General features: G+C 67.2%; 20 protein-coding genes. 9 read left to right on the forward strand and 11 right to left on the reverse strand.

The window, feature by feature from the left end:
- The first annotated feature begins 21 nt into the window (after window positions 1–21).
- From tkt to KQH53_16010, 7 genes are all read left to right on the forward strand, one after another.
- The gene (gene tkt, locus KQH53_15980; protein ID MCB2228180.1) at window positions 22–2,022 is read left to right on the forward strand and encodes a transketolase; all 2,001 of its coding nucleotides are present in this window, start codon (window positions 22–24) and stop codon (window positions 2,020–2,022) included.
- A gap of 151 nt (window positions 2,023–2,173) precedes the next feature.
- Entirely contained in the window at window positions 2,174–3,706 is a 1,533-nt protein-coding gene (zwf, locus tag KQH53_15985) for a glucose-6-phosphate dehydrogenase (protein MCB2228181.1), read from the forward strand.
- Entirely contained in the window at window positions 3,703–4,428 is a 726-nt protein-coding gene (gene pgl, locus KQH53_15990) for a 6-phosphogluconolactonase (GenBank protein MCB2228182.1), read from the forward strand. Before zwf ends, pgl begins: the two co-directional genes overlap by 4 nt.
- Window positions 4,429–4,462: 34 nt before the next feature.
- Window positions 4,463–5,161, forward strand: a complete 699-nt coding sequence (locus tag KQH53_15995) for an SOS response-associated peptidase (GenBank protein ID MCB2228183.1) — start codon at window positions 4,463–4,465, stop codon at window positions 5,159–5,161.
- Complete coding sequence (locus tag KQH53_16000) at window positions 5,161–6,594, forward strand: DUF362 domain-containing protein (GenBank protein MCB2228184.1); 1,434 nt, start codon at window positions 5,161–5,163, stop codon at window positions 6,592–6,594. The genes KQH53_15995 and KQH53_16000 overlap by 1 nt, the downstream gene beginning before the upstream one ends.
- Before the next feature lie 20 nt (window positions 6,595–6,614).
- The gene (locus KQH53_16005; protein MCB2228185.1) at window positions 6,615–8,171 is read left to right on the forward strand and encodes an aldehyde dehydrogenase family protein; all 1,557 of its coding nucleotides are present in this window, start codon (window positions 6,615–6,617) and stop codon (window positions 8,169–8,171) included.
- A 3-nt stretch (window positions 8,172–8,174) separates the two neighbouring features.
- Window positions 8,175–9,119 (forward strand): hypothetical protein, encoded by a 945-nt coding sequence (locus KQH53_16010; protein ID MCB2228186.1) that lies wholly within the window; start codon window positions 8,175–8,177, stop codon window positions 9,117–9,119.
- A gap of 438 nt (window positions 9,120–9,557) precedes the next feature.
- On the opposite strand, the gene KQH53_16015 is transcribed toward KQH53_16010, so the two are convergent.
- The 5 genes from KQH53_16015 to KQH53_16035 form a co-directional block, all read right to left on the reverse strand.
- Window positions 9,558–10,514: a pyruvate ferredoxin oxidoreductase gene (locus tag KQH53_16015; GenBank protein ID MCB2228187.1), complete on the reverse strand. Its 957-nt coding sequence runs from the start codon at window positions 10,512–10,514 to the stop codon at window positions 9,558–9,560.
- Window positions 10,511–11,686, reverse strand: a complete 1,176-nt coding sequence (gene porA, locus KQH53_16020; GenBank protein ID MCB2228188.1) for a pyruvate ferredoxin oxidoreductase — start codon at window positions 11,684–11,686, stop codon at window positions 10,511–10,513. Before porA ends, KQH53_16015 begins: the two co-directional genes overlap by 4 nt.
- Complete coding sequence (locus tag KQH53_16025) at window positions 11,664–11,993, reverse strand: 4Fe-4S binding protein (GenBank protein ID MCB2228189.1); 330 nt, start codon at window positions 11,991–11,993, stop codon at window positions 11,664–11,666. Before KQH53_16025 ends, porA begins: the two co-directional genes overlap by 23 nt.
- Before the next feature lie 4 nt (window positions 11,994–11,997).
- Window positions 11,998–12,546 (reverse strand): 2-oxoacid:acceptor oxidoreductase family protein, encoded by a 549-nt coding sequence (locus tag KQH53_16030; protein MCB2228190.1) that lies wholly within the window; start codon window positions 12,544–12,546, stop codon window positions 11,998–12,000.
- A 118-nt stretch (window positions 12,547–12,664) separates the two neighbouring features.
- Window positions 12,665–13,396, reverse strand: a complete 732-nt coding sequence (locus tag KQH53_16035) for a Bax inhibitor-1/YccA family protein (protein MCB2228191.1) — start codon at window positions 13,394–13,396, stop codon at window positions 12,665–12,667.
- A gap of 256 nt (window positions 13,397–13,652) precedes the next feature.
- On the opposite strand from KQH53_16035, the gene KQH53_16040 reads away from it, so the two are divergent.
- Together KQH53_16040 and KQH53_16045 are read left to right on the forward strand one after the other, a co-directional pair.
- Window positions 13,653–14,129 (forward strand): TIGR02594 family protein, encoded by a 477-nt coding sequence (locus KQH53_16040; protein MCB2228192.1) that lies wholly within the window; start codon window positions 13,653–13,655, stop codon window positions 14,127–14,129.
- Between the two features lie 86 nt (window positions 14,130–14,215).
- Window positions 14,216–14,752 (forward strand): N-acetyltransferase, encoded by a 537-nt coding sequence (locus KQH53_16045; protein MCB2228193.1) that lies wholly within the window; start codon window positions 14,216–14,218, stop codon window positions 14,750–14,752.
- Between the two features lie 96 nt (window positions 14,753–14,848).
- On the opposite strand, the gene KQH53_16050 is transcribed toward KQH53_16045, so the two are convergent.
- From KQH53_16050 to KQH53_16075, 6 genes are all read right to left on the reverse strand, one after another.
- Window positions 14,849–15,280 carry a hypothetical protein gene (locus KQH53_16050; protein ID MCB2228194.1) on the reverse strand — a complete coding sequence of 144 codons (432 nt, stop codon included), beginning with the start codon at window positions 15,278–15,280 and terminating at the stop codon, window positions 14,849–14,851.
- A 217-nt stretch (window positions 15,281–15,497) separates the two neighbouring features.
- A complete protein-coding gene (locus KQH53_16055; protein ID MCB2228195.1) occupies window positions 15,498–16,361 on the reverse strand; it encodes a 3-keto-5-aminohexanoate cleavage protein in 864 nt (287 codons plus the stop codon).
- A 105-nt stretch (window positions 16,362–16,466) separates the two neighbouring features.
- Window positions 16,467–17,474: a LacI family transcriptional regulator gene (locus KQH53_16060; protein ID MCB2228196.1), complete on the reverse strand. Its 1,008-nt coding sequence runs from the start codon at window positions 17,472–17,474 to the stop codon at window positions 16,467–16,469.
- 180 nt (window positions 17,475–17,654) lie between these two features.
- Window positions 17,655–18,452 carry a metallophosphoesterase gene (locus KQH53_16065; GenBank protein MCB2228197.1) on the reverse strand — a complete coding sequence of 266 codons (798 nt, stop codon included), beginning with the start codon at window positions 18,450–18,452 and terminating at the stop codon, window positions 17,655–17,657.
- Window positions 18,449–19,333 (reverse strand): hypothetical protein, encoded by an 885-nt coding sequence (locus tag KQH53_16070; GenBank protein ID MCB2228198.1) that lies wholly within the window; start codon window positions 19,331–19,333, stop codon window positions 18,449–18,451. The genes KQH53_16065 and KQH53_16070 overlap by 4 nt, the downstream gene beginning before the upstream one ends.
- Before the next feature lie 109 nt (window positions 19,334–19,442).
- Window positions 19,443–20,972: a YifB family Mg chelatase-like AAA ATPase gene (locus KQH53_16075; GenBank protein ID MCB2228199.1), complete on the reverse strand. Its 1,530-nt coding sequence runs from the start codon at window positions 20,970–20,972 to the stop codon at window positions 19,443–19,445.
- Window positions 20,973–21,060 lie beyond the last annotated feature (88 nt).

Raw genomic sequence — 21,060 nt, forward strand, 5'->3', positions numbered from 1 at the left:
AATGAGCCCGGGAGAGGCCCCATGAACGACAAGGACCTGGAGCGAGAGTCCATCAACACCATCCGCCTGCTGGCCGCCGACATGGTGGAGGGGGCCAACAGCGGCCACCCCGGCATGCCTCTGGGCGCCGCTCCCATGGCCTACGTGCTGTGGGCGCGCTTCATGCACTTCAACCCCTCTGACCCCCAGTGGTCCAACCGCGACCGCTTTGTGCTCAGCGCGGGCCACGGCTCGGCCTTGCTCTACGCCATGCTGCACCTCACGGGCTACGACCTGTCCATGCACGACCTGAAGCAGTTCCGCCAGTGGGGTTCCAAGACGCCGGGGCACCCGGAGCACGGCGTGGCCCCGGGCGTGGAGGCCACCACCGGCCCCCTGGGCCAGGGTTTCGCCATGGGCGTGGGCATGGCCCTGGCCGAGCGCTTTTTGGCCCAGGAGTTCAATCGCGACGGCTTCCCGGTGGTGGATCATTACACCTACGCCATCGTGAGCGACGGCGACCTCATGGAAGGCGTGGCCAGCGAGGCCGCCTCCCTGGCCGCCACCTTGGGCCTAGGCAAGATCATCTACCTCTACGACGACAACCACATCTCCATCGAGGGCGGCACCGAGCTGGCCTTCACCGAGGACGCCATGGCCCGCTTCGAGGCCTATGGCTGGCACACCCAAAAGGTGGCCGACGGCAACGACGTGGAGGCCATGGCCGCGGCGGTGGAAGCGGCCAAGGCCGAGACGGCTCGCCCCTCGATCATCGCGGTGCGCACCGAGATCGGCTACGGCAGCCCCAAGGTGAACACCTCGGGGGTGCACGGCGAGCCCCTGGGCCTGGAGGCCTTGGAGGCCACCCGCAAGAACCTGAATTGCTCCCTGGACGCCTTCTGCCTGCCCGACGATGCGGTGAAGCACCTGCGCTCCTGCCAGCAGCGCGGGGTGAAGGCCCAGAGCGCCTGGCAGGATATGTTCTCCCGCTACTCCGACCAGCACCCCGAGCTGGCCCGCCGCTTCCAGGACCAGCTGGCCGGCCGCCTGCCCAAGGGCTGGGACAGCGAAGTGCCGGTGTTCGAGGCGGGCGAGAAGATCGCCACCCGCGCGGCCAGCGGCAAGGTGCTCAACGCCCTGGCCGCCAAGGTGCCTAATCTGGTGGGCGGCTCGGCCGACCTGGCCCCCTCCAACAAGACCTTCATCAACGGCAGCCCGGACATGCGCCCCAACCAGGAGCCCGGCGGCCGCAACATCCACTTCGGGGTGCGCGAGCTGGGCATGGGCGCCATCGTCAACGGCATGGCCCTGCACGGCGGGGTGATCCCCTACGGCGGCACCTTCTTCGTATTCAGCGACTACATGCGCCCGGCTCTGCGCCTGTCGGCCATCATGGGCTGCCACAGCATCTGGATCTTCACCCACGACAGCATCGGGGTGGGCGAGGACGGCCCCACCCACCAGCCGGTGGAGCACCTGATGTCCCTGCGCACCATGCCCGGCTTCACCCTGCTGCGCCCGGCCGAGGGCAACGAGACCGCCGCGGCCTGGAAGGTGGCCATGGAGCACAAGAACGGCCCGGTGGCCCTGGTGCTCACCCGCCAGAAGCTGCCCTGCCTGGACGCAGACAGGCACGCCATCGCCAAGGGCGTGGCCAAGGGAGCCTATGTGCTCTCCGACTGCGAGGGCACCCCGGACCTGCTGATGATGGCCACCGGCTCGGAGGTGACTCTGGCCCTGGCCGCCCAGGAGGAGCTGGCCAAGAAGAAGGTGGCGGCCCGGGTGGTGTCCATGCCTTCCTGGGAGCTTTTCGCGGCCCAGGATCAGGACTACCGCGACAAGGTGCTGCCGCCCAAGATTAGGGCCCGCCTGGCCATCGAGGCCGGCGCGGTGCTGGGCTGGGAGCGCTACGTGGGCCTGGACGGCGCGGTGGTGGGCCTGGAGCGCTTCGGCGAGAGCGCCCCCGGCCCGGTGGTCATGGACAAACTGGGCTTCAACGTTGAGCACGTGGTCAAGACCGCCCTCAAGCTGGTCAAGGACTAGCCCCTCCCCCAAGCACAAGCAAGGCCCGGACGGAGAGCAACCGTCCGGGCCTTTTTGCCTCCGCCCGACCCAAGGCCCGCCTAATCCTTTACAATGAGAGGGGACCATCACTCGGCGCGGCACGCTCAGGCAAGCCGCGAGGGGAGGCGACATGGCCGAGGAAAAAGCGCGACGCGAGACCAGGCCCCCGGTCCCCCGGCGGCCCGAGGATTGCGCCATCATCATCTTCGGGGCCTCGGGCGACCTTACCGGCCGCAAGCTGGTGCCCGCCTTGTACCATCTGTTCGCAAACGGCGCGGTGCCCGAGCATTTCTACATCTGCGGGGCGGCGCGCAGCGAGCTGAGCGACGAGGACTTCCGCAAGAAGATGCACGCCGCCGTGGCCGAGGCGGGGGGCGACGCCGGGGCCTGGGACGAGTTCGCGGCGCGCCTGCACTACCAGGCCGTGGATTACGACGACGAGGCCTCCTACCAGGCCCTGGCCAAGCGTCTGGATGAGCTGGACGCGGCGCACGGGGTGCCGGGCAACCGCATCTTCGAGTGCGCCATCCCGCCCACCCTCTACATGACCGTGGCCGGCATGCTGGCCTCGGCCGGGCTATCGCGCGAGGGGGGCGGCTGCTGGCGGCGGCTGGTGGTGGAGAAGCCTTTTGGCAGCGACCTGGCCACCAGCCGGGAGCTGAACCGGGCCATCGGCCGGGGTTTCAAGGAGCATCAGGTATTCCGCATCGACCACTACCTGGCCAAGGAGACGGTGCAGAACATCATGATGTTCCGCTTCGCCAACGCCATCTTCGAGCCGCTGTGGAACCGTAACTACATCGAGCAGGTGTCGATCCTTTCGGCCGAGACCCTGGGGGTGGAGCACCGGGCGGGATACTACGAAAAGGCCGGGGTCCTGCGCGACATGTTCCAGAACCACATGATGCAGCTCTTGGCCCTGGTGGCGGCCGAGCCGCCCAGCATCTTCGCGGCCGACCGGGTGCGCGACGAGAAGACCAAGCTCTTTAGGAGCCTCCGCCCCTTTCCCACGGAGGAGCTCTACGACTACCTGGTGCTGGCCCAGTACGAGGCCGGCGAGCTGAGCGGCCGCGAGTTCCCGGCCTATAGGGCCGAGCCGGGGGTGGACCCCAGCTCCCTGACCCCCACCTACGCCACCATGAAGGTGTTCGTGGACAACTGGCGCTGGCAAGGGGTGCCGTTCTACATCACCAGCGGCAAGCGCCTGGCCCAGAAGCTGACCCGCATCGAGATCATCTTCCGCGAGGTGCCCCACTCGCTGTTCCGCCAGGTGCTGGGCGAGGAGATCATGGCCAACCGCCTGGTCCTGGACGTGCAGCCCAACGAGGAGATAACCCTCTACTTCCAGGCCAAGCAGCCGGGGGCCGAGGTGGACCTGCGCACCGTGGGCCTGCATTTCGAGTATCAGGACGGGGCCTCCCGCCGGGGCATGGAGGCCTACGAGAAGGCCCTGGCCGACGCCATGCTGGGCGACCAGATGCTTTTCTGGCGGCAAGACGGAGTGGAGCTTTGCTGGGCCTTCCTGGACCCGGTGCTGGAGGCCTGCGAGTCCTGCGGCGACCGGGCCGACCGTTTGCACCGCTACCGCGCCGGCTCCTGGGGCCCCCGCGACGCGGCCAAGATGTGGCCCGGACATCCCTTGAATCATCTGGAGCGCTATTGATCATGTGGTTCGAGGTGTTCGACAGCCCAGAGGACCTGAGCCGGGCCAGCGCGGAGTTCATCACCCGGGCCGCCCACGAGGCGGTGGACGCGCGGGGGGTGTTCATCCTGGCGCTCTCGGGCGGCTCCTCGCCCCTGGGGGCCTATCGCCTCATCGGCGCGGACCCGGATTTCCCTTGGCCCTCCACCCAGCTATTCTGGGGCGACGAGCGCTGCGTGCCCCCGGACCACCCGGAGAGCAACCGCCGCGCCGGACTGGAGGCCCTGGGCCCGCCGCCGGGCCTGTACAAGGAAAACATCCACCCCATCCGGGGCCAGCTCAGCCCCCGCGAGGCGGCCCAGGATTACGAGTGGCGGTTGCGCGGTTTTTTCGAGGGCGAGGAGCGCCCCCGCTGGGATCTCATGCTCCTGGGCCTGGGGCCGGACGGCCACATTGCCAGCCTGTTCCCCGGCGTCCCGGCCCTGGCCGAGGAGGAGGCCTGGGTGGCTCCGGTGGCCGCGCCCACTCACCTGGAGCCCCACGTGGCGCGGGTGAGCCTGACCCTGCCGGCCATCAACGCGGCCCGCAAGGTGCTGTTCATCGTGGCCGGGGAGAGCAAGCGGCCGGTGGTGGCGGCCATCCGCGCCGACCGGGAGCGGGCGGCCCGGGACTACCCCGCCGCGCGGGTGCGGCCCAAGGGCGAGGTGATCTGGCACCTGGACCGGGCGGCGGCGGGCGATTGATTCCGCCCCCTGGCTGTGGTCCAATGGGCCTGTCATGTGCGGGCGTTTTCAACAAAGCAGCGACCTGGCGGCCTTGCAGGACCGCTTCGCCTTTTCGAGCGAAGGCCTGGCCTACCGGCCCCGTTGGAACCTGGCCCCGGGCCAGGACGCCCTGGTGGTGCGCTTGGGGGAGGAGGGCCGCTCGGGTAGCCTCCTGCGCTGGGGCCTGGTGCCCGCCTGGGCCAAGGAGCCATCCACCGGCTACAAGATGATCAACGCCCGGGCCGAAGGCATCGCGGCCAAGCCCGCTTTTCGCGGGCCTTTCAAGCGCTCGCGCTGCCTGATACCGGCGGACGCCTTTTACGAGTGGGCCAAGAGCAAGGGCGGCAAGCAGCCTTATCGCCTGGGGCTGATCGACGATGAGCCTTTCGCCCTGGCCGGGCTGTGGGACCGCTGGCAGGGCCCCGAGGGCCCGGAGCTGGAGAGCTTCACCATCATCACCACCGAGGCCAATGCGCTGGTGGAGGCCATCCACGACCGCATGCCGGTGATGCTGCCGCGCGAGGCCGAGGCCGCGTGGCTGGACCCGGCCAGCGGGCCCGAGAAGCTGGAGAGCCTGCTCAAGCCCTATGCCGCCGAGGGGATGCGATCCCAGGCGGTGTCGCGGCGGCTCAACCCGCCGGCCAACGAGGGGCCGGAGCTGACCGAGCCGGTGGAGACCCAGGGCGGTTTGTTTGAGGAGGGGGAGGGGTAATGAAGCACAGGGTGATCATCCGGCGCTGCGATCGCTACGACATGGAGCGCATTGCGGGCATCATCGCCGAGGGCATGCAAGAGCTGGGGGCCAAGCCTCGGGGCCGCGTATTGGCCAAGCCCAACGTGGTGCTGGCCCACCGCGAGATATTTCCCTACGCCTTCACCCGGGCCGAGTTCCTGGAGGGCGCGCTCCTGGCCGCCAAGCGGGTGGGCGGCGGGGAGATCAGCGAGCTGGCCGTGGGCGAGCGCTCGGGCATCACCGTGCCCACGCGCTTTTGCTTCAAGGAGGCGGGCTACCCCAAGGTGCTGCGGCGGCAGGGGGCCAAGGCCTATTACTTCGACGAGTGCGCTCACCAGGCGGTGCCCGTGCCCCACGGCGGGGCCCTGCGCGAGGCGATGTATCTGCCCAAGCCGGTGACCCAGGCCGACTTCATACTCAACCTGCCCAAGTTCAAGGCTCATCCCTGGACCCGCATGACCCTGAGCCTCAAGAACTTCATCGGCATCCAGGACGACCAGCACCGCCTGCTGGACCACAACACCTTCCTGGAGCACAAGATCGTGGACCTGAACCTGGCCGCACGCCAGGACTTCATCGCCATCGACGGCATCGTGGCCGGACAAAAGATGATGCTCACCCCGGACCCCTTTGACCTGGGGGCCATCGTCATGGGCACCAACCCCTGCGCGGTGGACGCGGTGGGCTGCGCCATGGTCAGCGTGGAGCCCAAGGACCTGGTGCATCTCAGGATGGCCTCGGCCCACGGCCTGGGGCCCCTGGACCTGAATGAGATCGAGATTCTGGGCGACTTCCCGCTGGAGGAGGTGCAACGCCGCACCGAGAATTTCCAGTTTTGTTTGGAGCGGGTGGATGACTACTTCGCGGGCGGGGCGCTGACCTGCACGGTGGGCAGCTTCCCGGAGGAGCACTCGCGCGACTATTGTTGGGGCGGCTGCCCCGGGGCCTTGCAGGAGGCCATGCACATCCTCAGGGGCTTCGACCCAGAGGTGGATAGCAAGATGGGGCCGGTGCGCTACGTGGTGGGCCGGGTGGAGGGCCCGCTGGACCTGGCGCCCGACGAGAAGGTGCTCTTCGCCGGGGCCTGCACCTCCTGGGAGGGGGAGATCGACGGCAAGCACGTGAAGATCGAGCCCACCTATCGCCCGCCCAAGGAGCACGACCCTCACCGCCGCCCCAGCAACGACATGCTCCTAAAAACAGGCCAGGCCCTGGGCCGCTGCCTGGCCAACCGGGGCCGCCGCTGGCTGCACGCGCCTTCGTGCACCATGAGCGTGGCCGACCACGTGCACTACATCGCCAGCCTGGCCGGGGTGAGCAACCCCAACTTCGACCCTCGCCTGCTCTTACCCATCAACCTGGCATATATGCGCATGAAGGCGGGCCGGATGGCCTCGCGCCTGGGCGCTTGACGAGATAGGAAAGGGACGCCATGAGCGCGTTGGAAACCATTTGCATCAATCCCGCCACCGGCCAGGAGATCGGCCGGGTGCCCTTGCAGGAGCCGGACGACGTGCTTGCCGCGGCCCAAGCCGCGCGCGCGGCCCAGCCCGCCTGGGCGGCCACGCCGGTGCGCCAAAAGGCCCAGGCCATCCGCCGGGTGCGCGACTACCTGGTGGCCCACGCCGACGAGCTGGCCGCCACCATCGCGGCGGACAACGGCAAGACCCTCACCGATGCCATGCTCACCGAGGTGCTGCCCACCACGGTGGCGGCCAATTACTACGCCAAGAAAGCCCCCTGTTGGTTGCGCGACCAGAAGCTCGGCCCGGCCCTGTGGCTGATGATCAACAAACGCACCCGCCTGGTGCCCCAGCCCTGGGGCGTGGTGGGCATCATCAGCCCTTGGAACTATCCCTTTTCCATACCCTTCAGCGAGGTGGTTTGCGGCCTCTTGGCGGGCAACTGCGTGCTGCTCAAGGTGGCCAGCGAGACCCAGATGGTGGGCCAGGCCCTGGCCCGCTGCATCGAGGCGGCCGGGCTGCCGCCCGGGGTAATCACCTGCCTGAACCTGCCTGGGCGCCAGGCCGGGCCGGCCATGCTGGCCGCCGGGGTGGACAAGCTGTTCTTCACTGGCTCGGTGGGCGTGGGTAAACAGCTTATGGCCCTGGCCGCCGAGAGCCTGACCCCGGTGAACCTGGAGCTGGGGGGCAACGACGCCATGCTGGTCTGCCCGGACGCCGATCTGGAGCGGGCCGCGGCCGGGGCGGCCTGGGGCGGGCTGGTCAACACCGGCCAGACCTGCGGCGGGGTGGAGCGGGTCTACGTGCACCAAAGCGTGGCTCCGGAGTTTCTGCGCCGCCTCAAAGCCAAGGTGGAGGCCCTGCGCGTGGGCCACGATACGGAGTTCAACGCGGACCTGGGAGCCATGACCACCGCCCGCCAGGTGGAGCTAGTCAAGGCCCACCTTGCCGACGCGGCGGAGCGCGGGGCCGAGGTTTTCGCCCAGAGCGCCTGCCCGGAAGGGCCGCATTGGCTGCCCGCCACGGTGCTCACCAAGGTGGATCACACCATGCGGGTGATGACCGAGGAGACCTTCGGCCCGGTGATCGCGGTGATGGAAGTGGAGAGCATGGACCAGGCGGTGGAGCTGGCCAACGATTCGGACCTGGGGCTCACCGGCTCGGTTTGGGCCTGCGACCGCGCGGCGGCCATGGCCCTGGCCCGGCGGGTCAAGGCCGGGGTGGTGATGATCAACGACCACCTGATGAGCCACGGCCTGGCCGAGGCGCCTTGGGGCGGCTTCAAGAACTCGGGCATCGGGCGCAGCCACGGGCGGCCCGGTTTCATGGAGATGGTGCAGATGCAGGCGGTGGTGGACGACCTGGCCTCCCGCCTCAAGGGCGAGATGTGGTGGCACCCCCAGGACCGCACGCAGTACGAGGGCCTCCGGGGCATCCCCCGCTTCCTCTACGCCAAGGGCCTGGGTGCGCGACTGGCCGGCCTGCGCGCCCTGATGAAGCTCATGCCCCGCATGTTCAAGGGCTGAGCCGTGAGCGAGCTGCCTCCCCCGGAGGCATATGAGCGCGTTGCCGCCCGCCTGGAAAAGGCGCTCAGCTCCTGTGTGTTGTGCCCCCGCCGCTGCCGGGTGGACCGCCGGGCCGGGGAGCTGGGCTTTTGCCGCGCCCGGGCCGCCACCGCGCCGGTGAACACCTCCCAGCTGCACTTCGGCGAGGAGCCGCCCATCTCCGGGAGCAAGGGCTCGGGCACCGTGTTTTTCGCGGGCTGCACCCTGGCCTGCCGCTTTTGCCAAAATTGGCAGATCAGCCAAGGCCAAGCCTCCGGCGAAGAGACCAACCCCGAGGACCTGGCCGGCATCTTCCTGGGCCTGGAGATGGCCGGGGCCCACAACCTGAACCTGGTCACCCCCACCCCGCATCTGGTGGTGATCCTGAAGGCCTTGGCCATTGCCCGGGGCTACGGCTGCGCCCTGCCCGTGGTCTACAACACCTCGGGCTACGAGAGCGCGGCGGTGCTGCGCCAGCTGGAGGGGCTGGTGGAGATCTATTTGCCCGACCTCAAGTATGACGACGAGGCGGTGGCCGAGCGCCTCTCGGGCGCAAGCAACTACGTGGCCAGCGCCCGGGCCGCGCTAAAGGAGATGGTGCGCCAGGTAGGCAACCTCAAGCTGGACTACGACGGCTTGGCCTGGAGCGGGGTGCTGGTCAGGCACCTGGTGCTGCCGAACGGCCTGTCGGGCACGCCCGAGGTTTTGGCCTACATCGCCGACGTCTGCGGGCCCAAGGCGGCGGTGAGCCTCATGTCGCAGTACTTCCCCACCTACAAGGCGGCCGAGACGCCGGGCCTGGAGCGGGGCATCAACCTGGCCGAGTACCAGGAGGCGGTGGACGCCCTAGACGAGCTGGGCATCAGCCGGGGCTACGTGCAGGGCCTGGCCTCGGCCACCGACGAGATGGTGCCCCGCTGGCGGGAGTAGGGGAGAGAGAAAAAAGAGGCGGGTAGGGTAAGAAGCTTGATCCCGCCCTTGATCGCCGCCCCGCCCGGCACAAGATTTCTTGCGCCTGCCTCGCCCCACTGGCAGAGCTGTCGGGGCAACAGGAAGAGCCCCTTCTGCCGCCCGCGAGCCACCCATCGCTAGCCACGCGCGTTAAATTTTTTCTCAAGCTATAAAAAGTTCGGCCCTGGCGCGGTGCAGATCGCAACGGCGAGAAGTCGCGTATCTCCCAGTCCGCGGCTGGGCGAAACGGCATGGCCGCCAGCGCCGGGCGGGCGCGGCCCGTGCGTGGCCTGTGTGGGACCGGAATTCGTATCTAGCTGATTTTACAGGGGCTAAAAATAAGAATCCCTGCGTGCCAGCGCCTCTTAAAAATTAAATAAAACAGACGCCGGCACGCAGGGGTGGGGGGCTATGTAGTTAGGCCTCCGGGTTGGTGGCCTGGACTAACTTTAGCAGACGATCATAGTCCGCGTCCACACGTTTTTGTATGTAGGCCACATCCTCGGGCTTCAGATGGCCGAAGCGCCGCTGGGTCTTGAGGTACTCCTCGACCGGGATGGGCTTCTTGATGTCGCGGGTCAGGATGAACTGGCCGTCGATCACCTCGAACAGGGGGAAGACCTTGCTCTGGACCACCTTGCGGGCGGTCTCGATGGAGGTCTCCGGAGGGCAGCGCCAGCCGGTGGGGCAGGGGCTGTAGATGTGAATGTAGGCCGGTCCGGGAATGCTGACCGCCTTCTTGACCTTGTTCATCAGATCCACGTGCCAGGCCGGGGAGGCGGTGGCCACGTAGGGGATGTTGTGGGCCGCGGCGATCATGGGCATGTTCTTCTTCCAGGTCATCTGACCCTTGGAGACCTTGCCCGGAGGGCTGGTGGTGGTCATGGCCCCGAAGGGGGTCGAGCTGGAACGCTGAATGCCCGTGTTCATGTAGGCTTCGTTGTCCAGGCAGATGTAGGTGAAGTCGTGCCCGCGCTCCAGGGCGCCGGAAAGGGCCTGCAGGCCGATGTCGGCGGTGGCGCCGTCGCCCGCGAAGGCCACGATCTTGGAGCCGTTGTCCTTGATCTTGCCCTTGCGGATCATGGCCTTGCGGCCGGCCTCCACGCCGGAAGCCACGGCGGCCGCGTTCTCAAAGGCCACGTGGATCCAGGGGGTCTCCCAGGCGGTCTGGTAGGACGAGGAGATGATCTCCATGCAGCCGGTGGCCGACACGGCGATCATGTCCATGCCCACGGCCTTGGCGGCCATGCGCAGGGCCAAGACCTCGCCGCAGCCCTGGCAGGCGCGGTGACCCTTGGAGAAAGGCTCCACCAAAGGAATGGTCTTGGGGGTTATCTTTTGGAAGTCCTTGAGTGCTTCGGCTGCGCTTATCATTCTTTCACCCCCACCATCTGGCAGGTCATTTCCTCGCCGCTGGCCGCCGCCTTGGTTGCCGTCTGGTACATCTCGACGAACTGGGAGCGGGTCACATCCCGGCCGCCCAGGCCGCACACGAAGTTGGCCACGTACTGCTTGGCGCCCTTGGCGTACAGCAGGCCCCTGAGCTCGGTGCCCACCGGGCCGGCCGGCAGGCCGGGGCTCAGGGCGCGGTCGATAACGATAAGGGTCTTGGCCCCGGCGATGGCCTCCATGAAGTCTTCCACCGGGAAAGGCCGCCACAGGCGGATGCGCACCTGGCCGACCTTGATGCCGTCGTCGCGCATCTGGTCCACGGCGCTCATGGTGGTCTCGCCCAGGGAGCCCATGGTCACGAACACGGTGTCCGCGTCGTCGGTGCGGTAGGTCTCGATGGGCTTGTAGGTGCGGCCGAACTTTTCGGCCAGGCCCGCCCAATGCTCCTTGATCACCTCGTAGGATTCTTCCAAGGCCACCGCGTTGGCCTTTTTGGCCTCGGTGTAGATCTCGGGCATGCCCACGATGCCCATGGAGATGGGATTGGCCGTGTCCAGGCTTTGGCTGGGCTCGAAGGAAGGCAGATAGGCGTCCACCTCTTCCTGGTCCGGCAACTCGATGGGCTCGATGACGTGGGTGAGGATGAAGCCGTCCAGGTTGACCGCCACCGGCAGGCAAACCCGCTTGTCCTCGGCCACCTTGAAGGCGTGCATGGTCAGGTCCACCACCTCCTGGCCGTTCTCGGCGAAGGTCTGGATCCAGCCGATGTCGCGCTCGGCCATGATGTCGCTATGGTCGTTCCAGATGCTGATGGGGCCGCTCAGGGAGCGGTTGGCCACGGCCATGACGATGGGCAGCCTCAGGGAGGCGGCGATGAACAGGATCTCGTGCATCAGGGCCAGGCCCTGGCTGCTGGTGCTGGTGAAGGTGCGGGCGCCGGCCGCGCTGCTGCCCACGCAGCAGCTCATGGCGCTGTGCTCGCTCTCCACGGGCACGAACTCGGCGTCCAGGTGGCCGTCGGCCACCATCTCCGAGAGGTGTTCAACTATATGGGTTTGGGGAGTGATGGGATACGCCGCCACCACATCCGCATTGCAAAGTCCAACGACCTCGGCGCAGGCCAAGGAAACCTCAAGCCCCACACGCCGGCCCATATTTGTCCTCCTCCTTCTCTTCTTTCCAGCTGATGGCGTCCTTGGGACACTCCTCAAGGCAGATGCCACAGCCTTTGCAGTAATAGCCGTCCCAGGTGTAATAGCCCTCGGCCTCGGGATCGGGGCTATAGGCCATGTCCGGGCAGATGATCCAACACAGGCCGCACTTGATGCAGGTGTCGCGATCGGTCACCGGATAGCGGCGGCTGCGCCAGTCGCCGGTGTTGAAGCGCCGGCTGGAGCCGGGCTCAGTTCCGGCGCAACCCAGGGGTATATCTTTCCACGGGAACATGCCTTCGTCGGCCATGATCCTACTCCTCGATTACGGTTTCGGAATATGCCCGGTTCAGGGCGTTCCAGTTTTTGGCGGCGATCTTGCCGAAGCGGTGGTCGAGAGGGGCCTTGATGCTGTTGATATCGATCAGGCCAGCCGCCTGGAGCAGAGCGCCCAGCATGGTGGTGTTGGTGATGGGAACCCCCAACTCCTCCTCGGCGATCTTGCTGGCATCCACCACGGCGGTGCGCCCGTTGAAGCCGCACTCTCCGCGCACCGCGGACACGTTCTTGGAGCTGTTGGCCACCAAAGTGCCGCCCGGCTTAAGACCGTTCTTCACCCCGCCGGTTGCCAGCAGGGAAGGATCCAAGACCAGCACCACGTCCGGCTCGTAAATCTTCTCGCGGAGCCGGATGGGCTCGTCGCTGATGCGCAAAAAGGCCTGTACGGGGGCGCCGCGCCGCTCGGGTCCGAAGCTGGGGAAGGCCTGGGCATATTTGCCTTCCTCAATGGCCGCCAGGGCCATGAGCTCCGCCGAGGTGACGGCTCCCTGGCCGCCTCGGCCGTGGAAACGAACCTCAATCATGGGAAACTCCTTGTAAAATAGCGTTCGCGCGCAAGTCGAAGCAAGAATTCTATAGGCAGGTTCCCGCGCCTGTCAAGGCGCGGGGTGAATTTGATTCACCCAACAACCGGAGCCGGGATCAGCGCCGGTCGCCCAGGATCCTCAAAAGCATCAGGAATAGGTTGATGAAGTCCAGATAGAGCTTCAGCGCCCCGATGACCGCCACCTTGTTGCCGGTCTCGGCGTCCATCTCCCCGGACAGGGCCACGTGCTTGAGCCACTGGGTGTCATAGGCGGTGAGCCCCACGAAGATGCCCACCCCCACGTAGCTCACGATCCAGTAGATCATGGACGAGGCCAGGAAGATGTTGACGATGGAGGCGATGACGATGCCTATCAGCCCCATGAACAGGAACTGACCCCAGCCGCTAAGGTCCTTCTTGGTGCTGTAGGCCCATACACTCACCACCGCGAAAGTGCCCGCGGTGATGAAGAAGGTGCTCACCAAAGAAGCCTGGGTGTAGACCAGGAAAATGAACGAGAGAGTAAGGCCGTTGAGGGCCGAGTAGAGGCCGAACAACAGCCCGGCGGTGGAAGCGCTCATGCGGTTGATCATGCCGCTCAGGCCGAAGACCAGGGCGAGCTCGCCGATGGCCAGGAGCCAGAAGAGCCCGGTGGGGCCGCCGGTCTGGGTGTTGAACAGGGCGTTCACCACCGTGGGCGAGCCCTGGGCCCACCAAGCCACCAGGCCGGTAAGGGCCAGGCCGCCGGCCATCCAGTTATAGACGCGCCGCATGAAGGCGCTGACCAACTCCTGTTGCCGGGAGGTCAGGCTGGCCGGCACTTGGGGCTGGGTAAAGGCATTCTGCATCTTGTCAGTCACTCCATGATGTTTTTCTTGCTTCGCTGCAATTGCTCTAAGCATACGTCCGGTTCCCGGGTGCGGTCAACCGCAACCGCACTGCGATAACCGGGGAAGCACTCCAAAAGGCCCGGCCGCGCATCCCGGAGAAATAGCGGGGATATTCCTGGTTGGAGGCCAACCGGCCGCGATGCTAGCTTGAAGATGCCCCCGGGGCCCTTGCCGGGGGGAGGCCTGTCCCGCAGCTTTTCCAAGGAGGGGGGAAATGACCCGTGGCGACGAGCGGAGCGAGAGCGGGGAGCTGGCCGGGTCCGCCTGGACGCAGGCGGCGCTGGGCGAGATGAACCGCGGGGTGCGGGAATACCCCGGCAGCCAGGCAGACAATCCCCGCATCCTGGAGTACTTCCGGAGCACCACCTATGTCGCCGAGCACGACGAGGTTCCCTGGTGCTCGGCTTTTGTGAACTGGTGCATGAAAGAGGCCGGGCAACAAGGCACCGGCTCGGCGGCGGCGCGCTCCTGGCTGGGCTGGGGGCAGGAGCTGGCCTCCCCGGTGCCTGGCTGCGTGGCCGTGTTGTGGCGGGGCAGCCCGGACTCGAACCAGGGACACGTGGGCTTTTACCTGGGCCCCAGCCCGGACTGGTCGGCCCACGTGAACCTCCTGGGCGGCAACCAAGGCAACCAGGTGAGCGTGAAGGCCTACCCCCGGGGGAGGGTGCTCTCCTACCGCGCGCCGCTCTAGGCCGCTTGCGGCTTGACCTGCCGGCCTTGGACATATAGGGTCTGGCCCTCGAAGCCAACGCGACTATTTATATAAGGAGAGGGCGGTTGATCATCCGAGAAAGCACCCCTGACGAGATCGAGCTGGTATGGCAGGTGGAGCGCGACGCCTTCGGCTATCGCAAGGAAGCGGACCTGGTGCGCGAGCTGCTGGCCGATCCCACGGCCCAGCCCTCGTACTCCCTGCTGGCCTGGGAGGGTGAGGAGCCCGCGGGCCACATCCTGTTCACCAAGGCCCGCCTGGAGGGCGCCGACCCCGAGCCCTCGGTCTATCTCTTGGCCCCCCTGGCCGTGATGCCCGGCTGCCAGAACCAGGGCGTGGGCGGCAAACTGATCATGCGCGGGCTGGAGCTGCTTAAGGAGGCGGGAGCCGACCTGGTCTTCGTGCTGGGGCATCCGGGCTACTACCCCCGCTACGGCTTCGCGCCCGCTGGAGTGCACGGCCTGGACGCGCCTTATCTCATCCCTCCGGAGCACGCCGGGGCCTGGATGGTGCAGGAGCTGGGTTCGGGGGTGATCGGTTCGGTGCAAGGCACCGTGCGCTGCGCCCAGGCCCTGGACCGGCCCGAGCACTGGCGGGAGTAGGGCAGAGAAGGGCCTGCCCACCGGACCGGGCGGCGGGGGGAGCCGCGCCGGCCCTGTGGGGGCAGGCGGGCAGGCCCTAAGCGATTAGATTTTGTTCTAGCGCCAGCCGCCCCGCCACTGGCTGTTGTTGGGGTAGTTGTCGCACACCCCGTCGCCGTTGTTGTCGACCCAGGAACCGGCGTTGGTCCGGTTCCACAGGTACAGGTTCTGGGCGTAGTCGCAGATACCGTCGCCGTTGGTGTCGCGCCAGGCCGGGGAGGGGTTGCCGTTTCCCCGCCAGGCGCGGGTCTGGGCCGCCCAGGCCGCGCGGGGGGCCAGCCAGCCCGAGGCCGAGGAGGTGACGGTCTGGTTCATCTGGCTCCACAGGGAGGAGTCCTGATAGGGGTCGTAGATGCCGTCGTTGTTGGCGTCCACCCAGTCGCCGCTCTTGGCCGAGGTCTCGCTGCCGCCACCGCCTCCGCTGCTGCAAGCCACCACCAAAATCAAAGCTGCCATTACCAGGCCCGCGCGCCACAAGATTCGCGTCATGCCGTGTTCTCCTTATTCAGATGCCGGATTATCTAGGGCCGTTCGCGTTTGAAACAGACACCTGAAAAATAGCGGTATTTGGGGCCCACCACAATAGGGCTGTGGCGTTTTTTGTAAAATAATCGCACTGTTAACAATTATTAACAGGTGTTAGCCAACGCCAGGCCCGGCCGAGAGACGACAGCGCTTCCCGGCCGGGCCGTGGGGCGACGATTGGTCAGGCGGCCAGGGGCTTGAGACCCAGGATCTGGCGGGCCTCGGCCGGGGTGGCCGGCTCTTTGCCCAGCTCGCGGGCGATGCGCGCGATGCGGGCCACCAGTTGGGCGTTGCTCTCGGCCAGCTGGCCCTTGGCGTAATAAATATTGTCCTCCAGGCCCACCCGCACGCAGCCGCCCATGAGCATGCCCATGAGCCCCATGGTGGTCTGGGCCGAGCCCACGGCGGTGGTGTTGAAAATGGAGTTTTCGGGAAGCTGGCTGACAATGGAGTTCAGGGTGCGCGCGTCGGCCGGCTCGGCGCCTTGGTAGCGCATGCCCAGCACGATGTTGATGTAGTAAGGCGGCTGCACCTTGCCCTGGGCGATGAGGCGGCGCACGTCCTGGAGCATGGCGTGGTTGTAGACCTCCATCTCGGGCTTGATGCCCTTGAGGGCCATCTGCTCCACGAACCAATCGATCTCCTCGGGCAGGTTGGACCAGGCCACCCCCTTGTAGGGGCCGCTGACCCGCATGAGGGAGCCCATGTTCAGCGAGGCCATTTCCGGGGCCGCGTTGAGGCAGTTGATGCGCTGCTCCTGGGTCAGGTTGGGGCCGCCGCCGGTGCTGTCCTGGATGATCAGGTCGCACTTGGCCCGGATGCGGGAGTGGATGTCCTGGAAAATGTCCAGCTCCGAGGTGTTCACGCCCTCGGTGTCGCGGGCGTGCACGTGCACGATGGCCGCGCCCTCGTTGAAGCAGTCATAGGCCGAGGCCGCGATCTCGTCCGGCTGCTCGGGCACCGCCGGGTTCAGCTGCTTGTTGGTGATGGCCCCGGTCTGGGCCACGGTGATGATCACCTTGTTCGAAGGTATTGCCTGCGCCATGGTTTAGGTCTCACTCCTTTGGGTTGGCCGCCCGGCCGTGGGTCCGGGCCCAAGCGGTTGTTCTCAAACGTTTGCGTTGATGCGGCCGCGCTCGGGCCTCCTAATTCATCGGCAGACGCCAGTTGATTCCCGCACGATGAAGTCGGCCGGGATGATGGTATGCTGCTCCGGGCAGCGCCCGGTTTCTATCAATTGTATGAGCCGTTGGGCCAGGGTCCGGCCGATGGCCACGGCCGGGATGCGCACCGTGGTCAGGGGGGGCAGGGTCAAATCCAGGATGTCCGAGCAGCCGATGGCCACCACCGAGATGTCCTCGGGAACCTTGAGGCCCCGCTGGAGTATCTGGCGCAAGACGCCCGGGGTGATGGTGTCGTTGAGGCAGATCACCGCCGTGGGCGGCTGGTCCAGATCCAATAGCTGACCCATCAGGCGGAAGGCGTCGGGCTTGGAAAAATCGCTCTCCACAATGTAGGCCGGGTCGGGAGCCAGGCCGTGGTCCGCGAAGGCCTTTTGATAGGCCGCCAGGCGCTCGAAGGAGAACTTGGAGGACATGCTGCCCAGGACGAAGGCTATTTTTCGGTGCCCCAGGCCCAGGAGATAGCTCACCGCCCGGTGGATGCTTTGGAAGTTCTCGGAGTTTACGCTGGCGATGCCCTCGTGCGAACCCGAGGCAAAGCCGGGCACCACCGCCGCCGGGACGCCCTTTTCCTCCAGCTCGATGGTGCGCTCGTCGTTGACGCGGTTGCCCACCACGATCACCCCGTCCACCTGCCGCCGGTAATAGAACGAGGCGTAGGAGCGCCGGTCGTTGATGATCAGCATGAGGTTGTAGTCGTGCCGGGCGGCCGTTTCGCTCAGGCCCAGGAGCACGTGATTGTAAAAGGGGCTCTGAAAGGCGAAATCGCTGGTACGGGGGATGATCACCCCGATGACCCCCACCCGGTTTCGCACCAGGGCCCGAGCCGAGGAGTGGGGGAAATAGCTCAGCTCCTGGGCGATCTTGACGATCTTTTCGCGCACCTCGTCGCTCACGCCCTTTTTGTCGTTAAGGGCCCGCGAGACCGTGGAGCAGGACACCCGCGCCGCCTTGGCTATTTCCTTGATGGTTGACAAATGGGTGCTCCGGTGAATGCCTGGCCCACCCTACTCAAACGTTTGCGTAAATTCAAGCCCCTTTGGGAGAATTTTTTGGCGGGCGTTCGCCAGGGAGGAGCCGGATGGCTGTGTCCGGGAAAATAGCCGTATGATAAGGCAGTTGCCTGGTGAGGCGCCGCCCGGGCCACGCCCCGGCACCTAACCGGCCACGGGCAAGGGGCCCTGTTCCAGCCAGGCGCCGTCGTCCCAGGTAAAGGAACGGCCCAGGGCCGGGGCGAACACGCCCTGGCTCAGGTGATAGGCGGCCACGTTCACCCGATCCACGCCCAGGGTGAGCACGTTGAAGGCGTTGGGTTCGCCGCGCAGGCGGTTGGAGGTGGCGGTGCCCGCTTCCACCACCAGCAAGCGTTGCTGGTCCCAAGGGCGGATCACCGTGTGGTGGAAATGCCCCGACAGGGCCAGGCGCACCTCGAATCGGCGGGCCACCTCTGCCACCCGGGCCTGCCAGGCCTGCTGGCGTTCGCCCTCTTGGGCAAAGGCGGGATGGTGGGTGACCAGCAGGCGGGTGGCCCCGGCCGGGAGCTGGCTCAAACGGCGCTCCAGGCGTTCCAGCTTTTGACGGGGCGCGCCGCCGCCCTTCCAGCGCCAGGGGTTGGTGGTGTCAAGGCAGAGGACGGCCAGGCCCCCGTTCAACAGATAGGGGGAGTCCTTGGGGGTGACGTAGCGGTGAAAGTCCCGCAGTGGATCGGACACGCGCAGCACGGGTCGGTGCAGGGGCATGTCGTGGTTGCCGGGCAGGACCAGGCGGGGCCAGCGCAACTTGTCCAGAAAACGGCGGACCCCCAAAAACTGGCCGGGGCAGGCCCGCTGGGTCAGGTCGCCGCTGACGATGACCAGGGAGGGCTCCAGCTCGCCCAGGCATTGCAACAGGGCCTGGGGCGCGCCGGGTTGCAGGCTGCCGAAGTGCAGGTCCGAGATGTGGGCGATCACCGTCACGGAACCAACACCTCCAGGGCGCCGGGCAAGGAGGCCAGCTCCAGGGGCGGCTTGAAGCGCAGCACCTCGCCGTCGCACACCGCCTGCAGGCTGGGCTTGCGGCTCTCTAGCCGGGCCGAGGAAGCCCAGCACTGAGCCGCCTCTGGCAAAGGGTAGCGGCCCCGGGCGTCGTAAAAAGCGGCCTTTAACAGGGCCCAGGGCCCGCTGGCTGGGGACCAGAAAATGTCCAGGCCGCCTTGGTCCAGGGCCGCGCGGCTGGCCGGGTTGCCCTGGCCGTCCAGATAGCGGTTGTTGCCCACGAAGATAAGGTGGGAGCGGATGTCCTGGCGCTCGCCGTCGGCCTCCAGCACCACCTCCTCGCGGGGGCTGTGGGTCAGCACCTTGGCCAGGGCCCAGCCGGTGCTTACGAACTGCCCGGTCCAGGAGAGCCAGGACGCCTTTTCCCGCTCCCTCACCGCGCGAGGATAGAGCCCCAGGCTGAGGTTGTTGATGAACACCCGGTCATTGACTCGGGCCAAATCCACCCTGCGCCGCCGCCCCCGGGCGATGACCTCCACCGCCTCGTCCAGCTCCAGGGGAAGGCCCAGGTCCTTGGCAAAATGGTTTAGCGTGCCGGTGGGCAACACGCCCAGGGCCAGGCCGCGCTCATGGGCCAGGCCGGCGGCGTGGCTGATGGTGCCGTCCCCTCCGCCCACCACCAGCAGCTCCGAGGCCTGCCCGGCCGCCCGCTGCATGGCCTCGGCGATCTGGTCCGAGGGCTCGGCCCAGAGACGCGCCTCCAGGCCCGCAGCCTCCAGGGCCTGGGAAACCTCCTGGGCCAACTCCCGCTCCGGGGTGGGGCCGGAGGAGAGGTTGACCACCACGTGAATGGCTTGGGTCATGCTGCCGCCTCGCGCTGCTGGTGCCGAAAATCGCCGCGCGGCCTTTTCCGCCGCCGCATTTCCATGATACGCCAGGCGGTTTTTTCAGATGGGCCGCCGGTCCCGGCCTCTAGGCCATCACCCGGTCCAGGCTGCGGTAGCCGATGGCCTCGCTGATATGGGGCAGCTCGATCTTCTCGCTGCCCTCCAGGTCGGCGATGGTGCGCGCGATCTTGTGGATGCGGCCATAGGCCCGGGCCGAGAGCCCCAGGCGCTCCATGGCCCGCTCCAGCAGGGTGAGGCCCTCGTTGCTAAGGCGGCAGTGCTCCCGGGTCTGGGCGGTGCTCATTTGGGCATTGGCGAATATGCCGCTGCCCCCCAGGCGCGCGGCCTGGCGCTCCCGGGCGGCCACCACCGTCTGGCGCACCTGCGATGACGGCGGCCCGGCGGTGTCGGCGGCCAGTTCCTTGAAGGGCACCGCCGGCACCTCCACCTGGATGTCGATGCGGTCCATGAGCGGGCCGGAGACCCGGTTCAGGTAGTTGCGCACCTGGTGGGGGCCGCAGGTGCACTGGCGCTTGGGGTCGCCGTAGAACCCGCAGGGGCAGGGGTTCATGGCCCCCACCAGCATGAAGCGGGCCGGGAAATCCACCGTGGCCGCCGCCCGGGTAATGGTCACCCGGCCGGACTCCAGCGGCTGACGCAGTACCTCCAGGACGCTCTTTTTGAACTCGGGCAGCTCGTCCAAAAACAGCACCCCCTGGTGGGCCAGGCTCACCTCGCCGGGGCGGGGGATGGTGCCGCCGCCGATAAGCCCGGCGTCGGAGATAGTGTGGTGCGGCGAGCGAAAGGGGCGGGTGCTCACCAGGGCCTGGCGGGGGGGCAGCACCCCGGCCACCGAGGCTACCTGGGTCACTTGCAGGGCTTCGGCAAAGCTGAGCGGGGGCAGGATTCCGGCCAGACGCCGGGCCAGCATGGTCTTGCCGCTGCCCGGAGGGCCCACCATCAAGACGTTGTGCCCCCCGGCCGCGGCGATGGTCAGGGCGCGCTTCACGTGTTCCTGGCCCCGCACCTCGTTCAGGTCCAAGCCGCTACCCGCCTGGTCCCCGGCCAACAGGGCCGGGTCCGCCGTGGCCCGGGGCAGCTCCTCGCGGCCCACCAAGTGGTTGGCCACCTGGCCCAGGCGCGCGGCGGTGTACACGGTGAGCCCTTCCACCACCGCCGCTTCGGGCCCGTTGTCCGTGGGCACGATCACCGCTTTGAGGCCCTCGGCCTTGGCCCGCACCGCCATGGGCAGCACCCCGCGCACCGGCCGGATGGCCCCGTCCAGGGCCAGCTCGCCCACCACCCCCACGCCCATGAGCGCCTCGGAGGGCACCGTGCCCGAGGCGGCCAGAATCCCCAGGGCCATAGGCAGGTCAAAGGCCGCGCCTTCTTTTTTGATGTCCGCGGGGGCCAGGTTCACGGTGATGCGGTTCACCGGCAGGGAGGCTCCGCTGTTGGCCAGGGCGGCGCGCACCCGCTCCTTGGACTCGCGCACCGCGCCGTCGGGCAGGCCCACCGTGTTGAAGGCGGGCAGCCCGGGGGCCAGGTCCACCTCCACTGATACGGTGTAGGCCTCCACCCCCAGCACGGCCATTGACGTGACGGTTGCCAGCATGGTTTCCCCCCAGGATGAAAAGGCGCAACGGCCCCAAGTCTTAGCAAAATAGTGCGGCTCGCACAAGGCTTAGGCCTTGACGGCCCCA

This window comes from Desulfarculaceae bacterium (assembly GCA_020444545.1).
Lineage (GTDB): Bacteria > Desulfobacterota > Desulfarculia > Desulfarculales > Desulfarculaceae > Desulfoferula.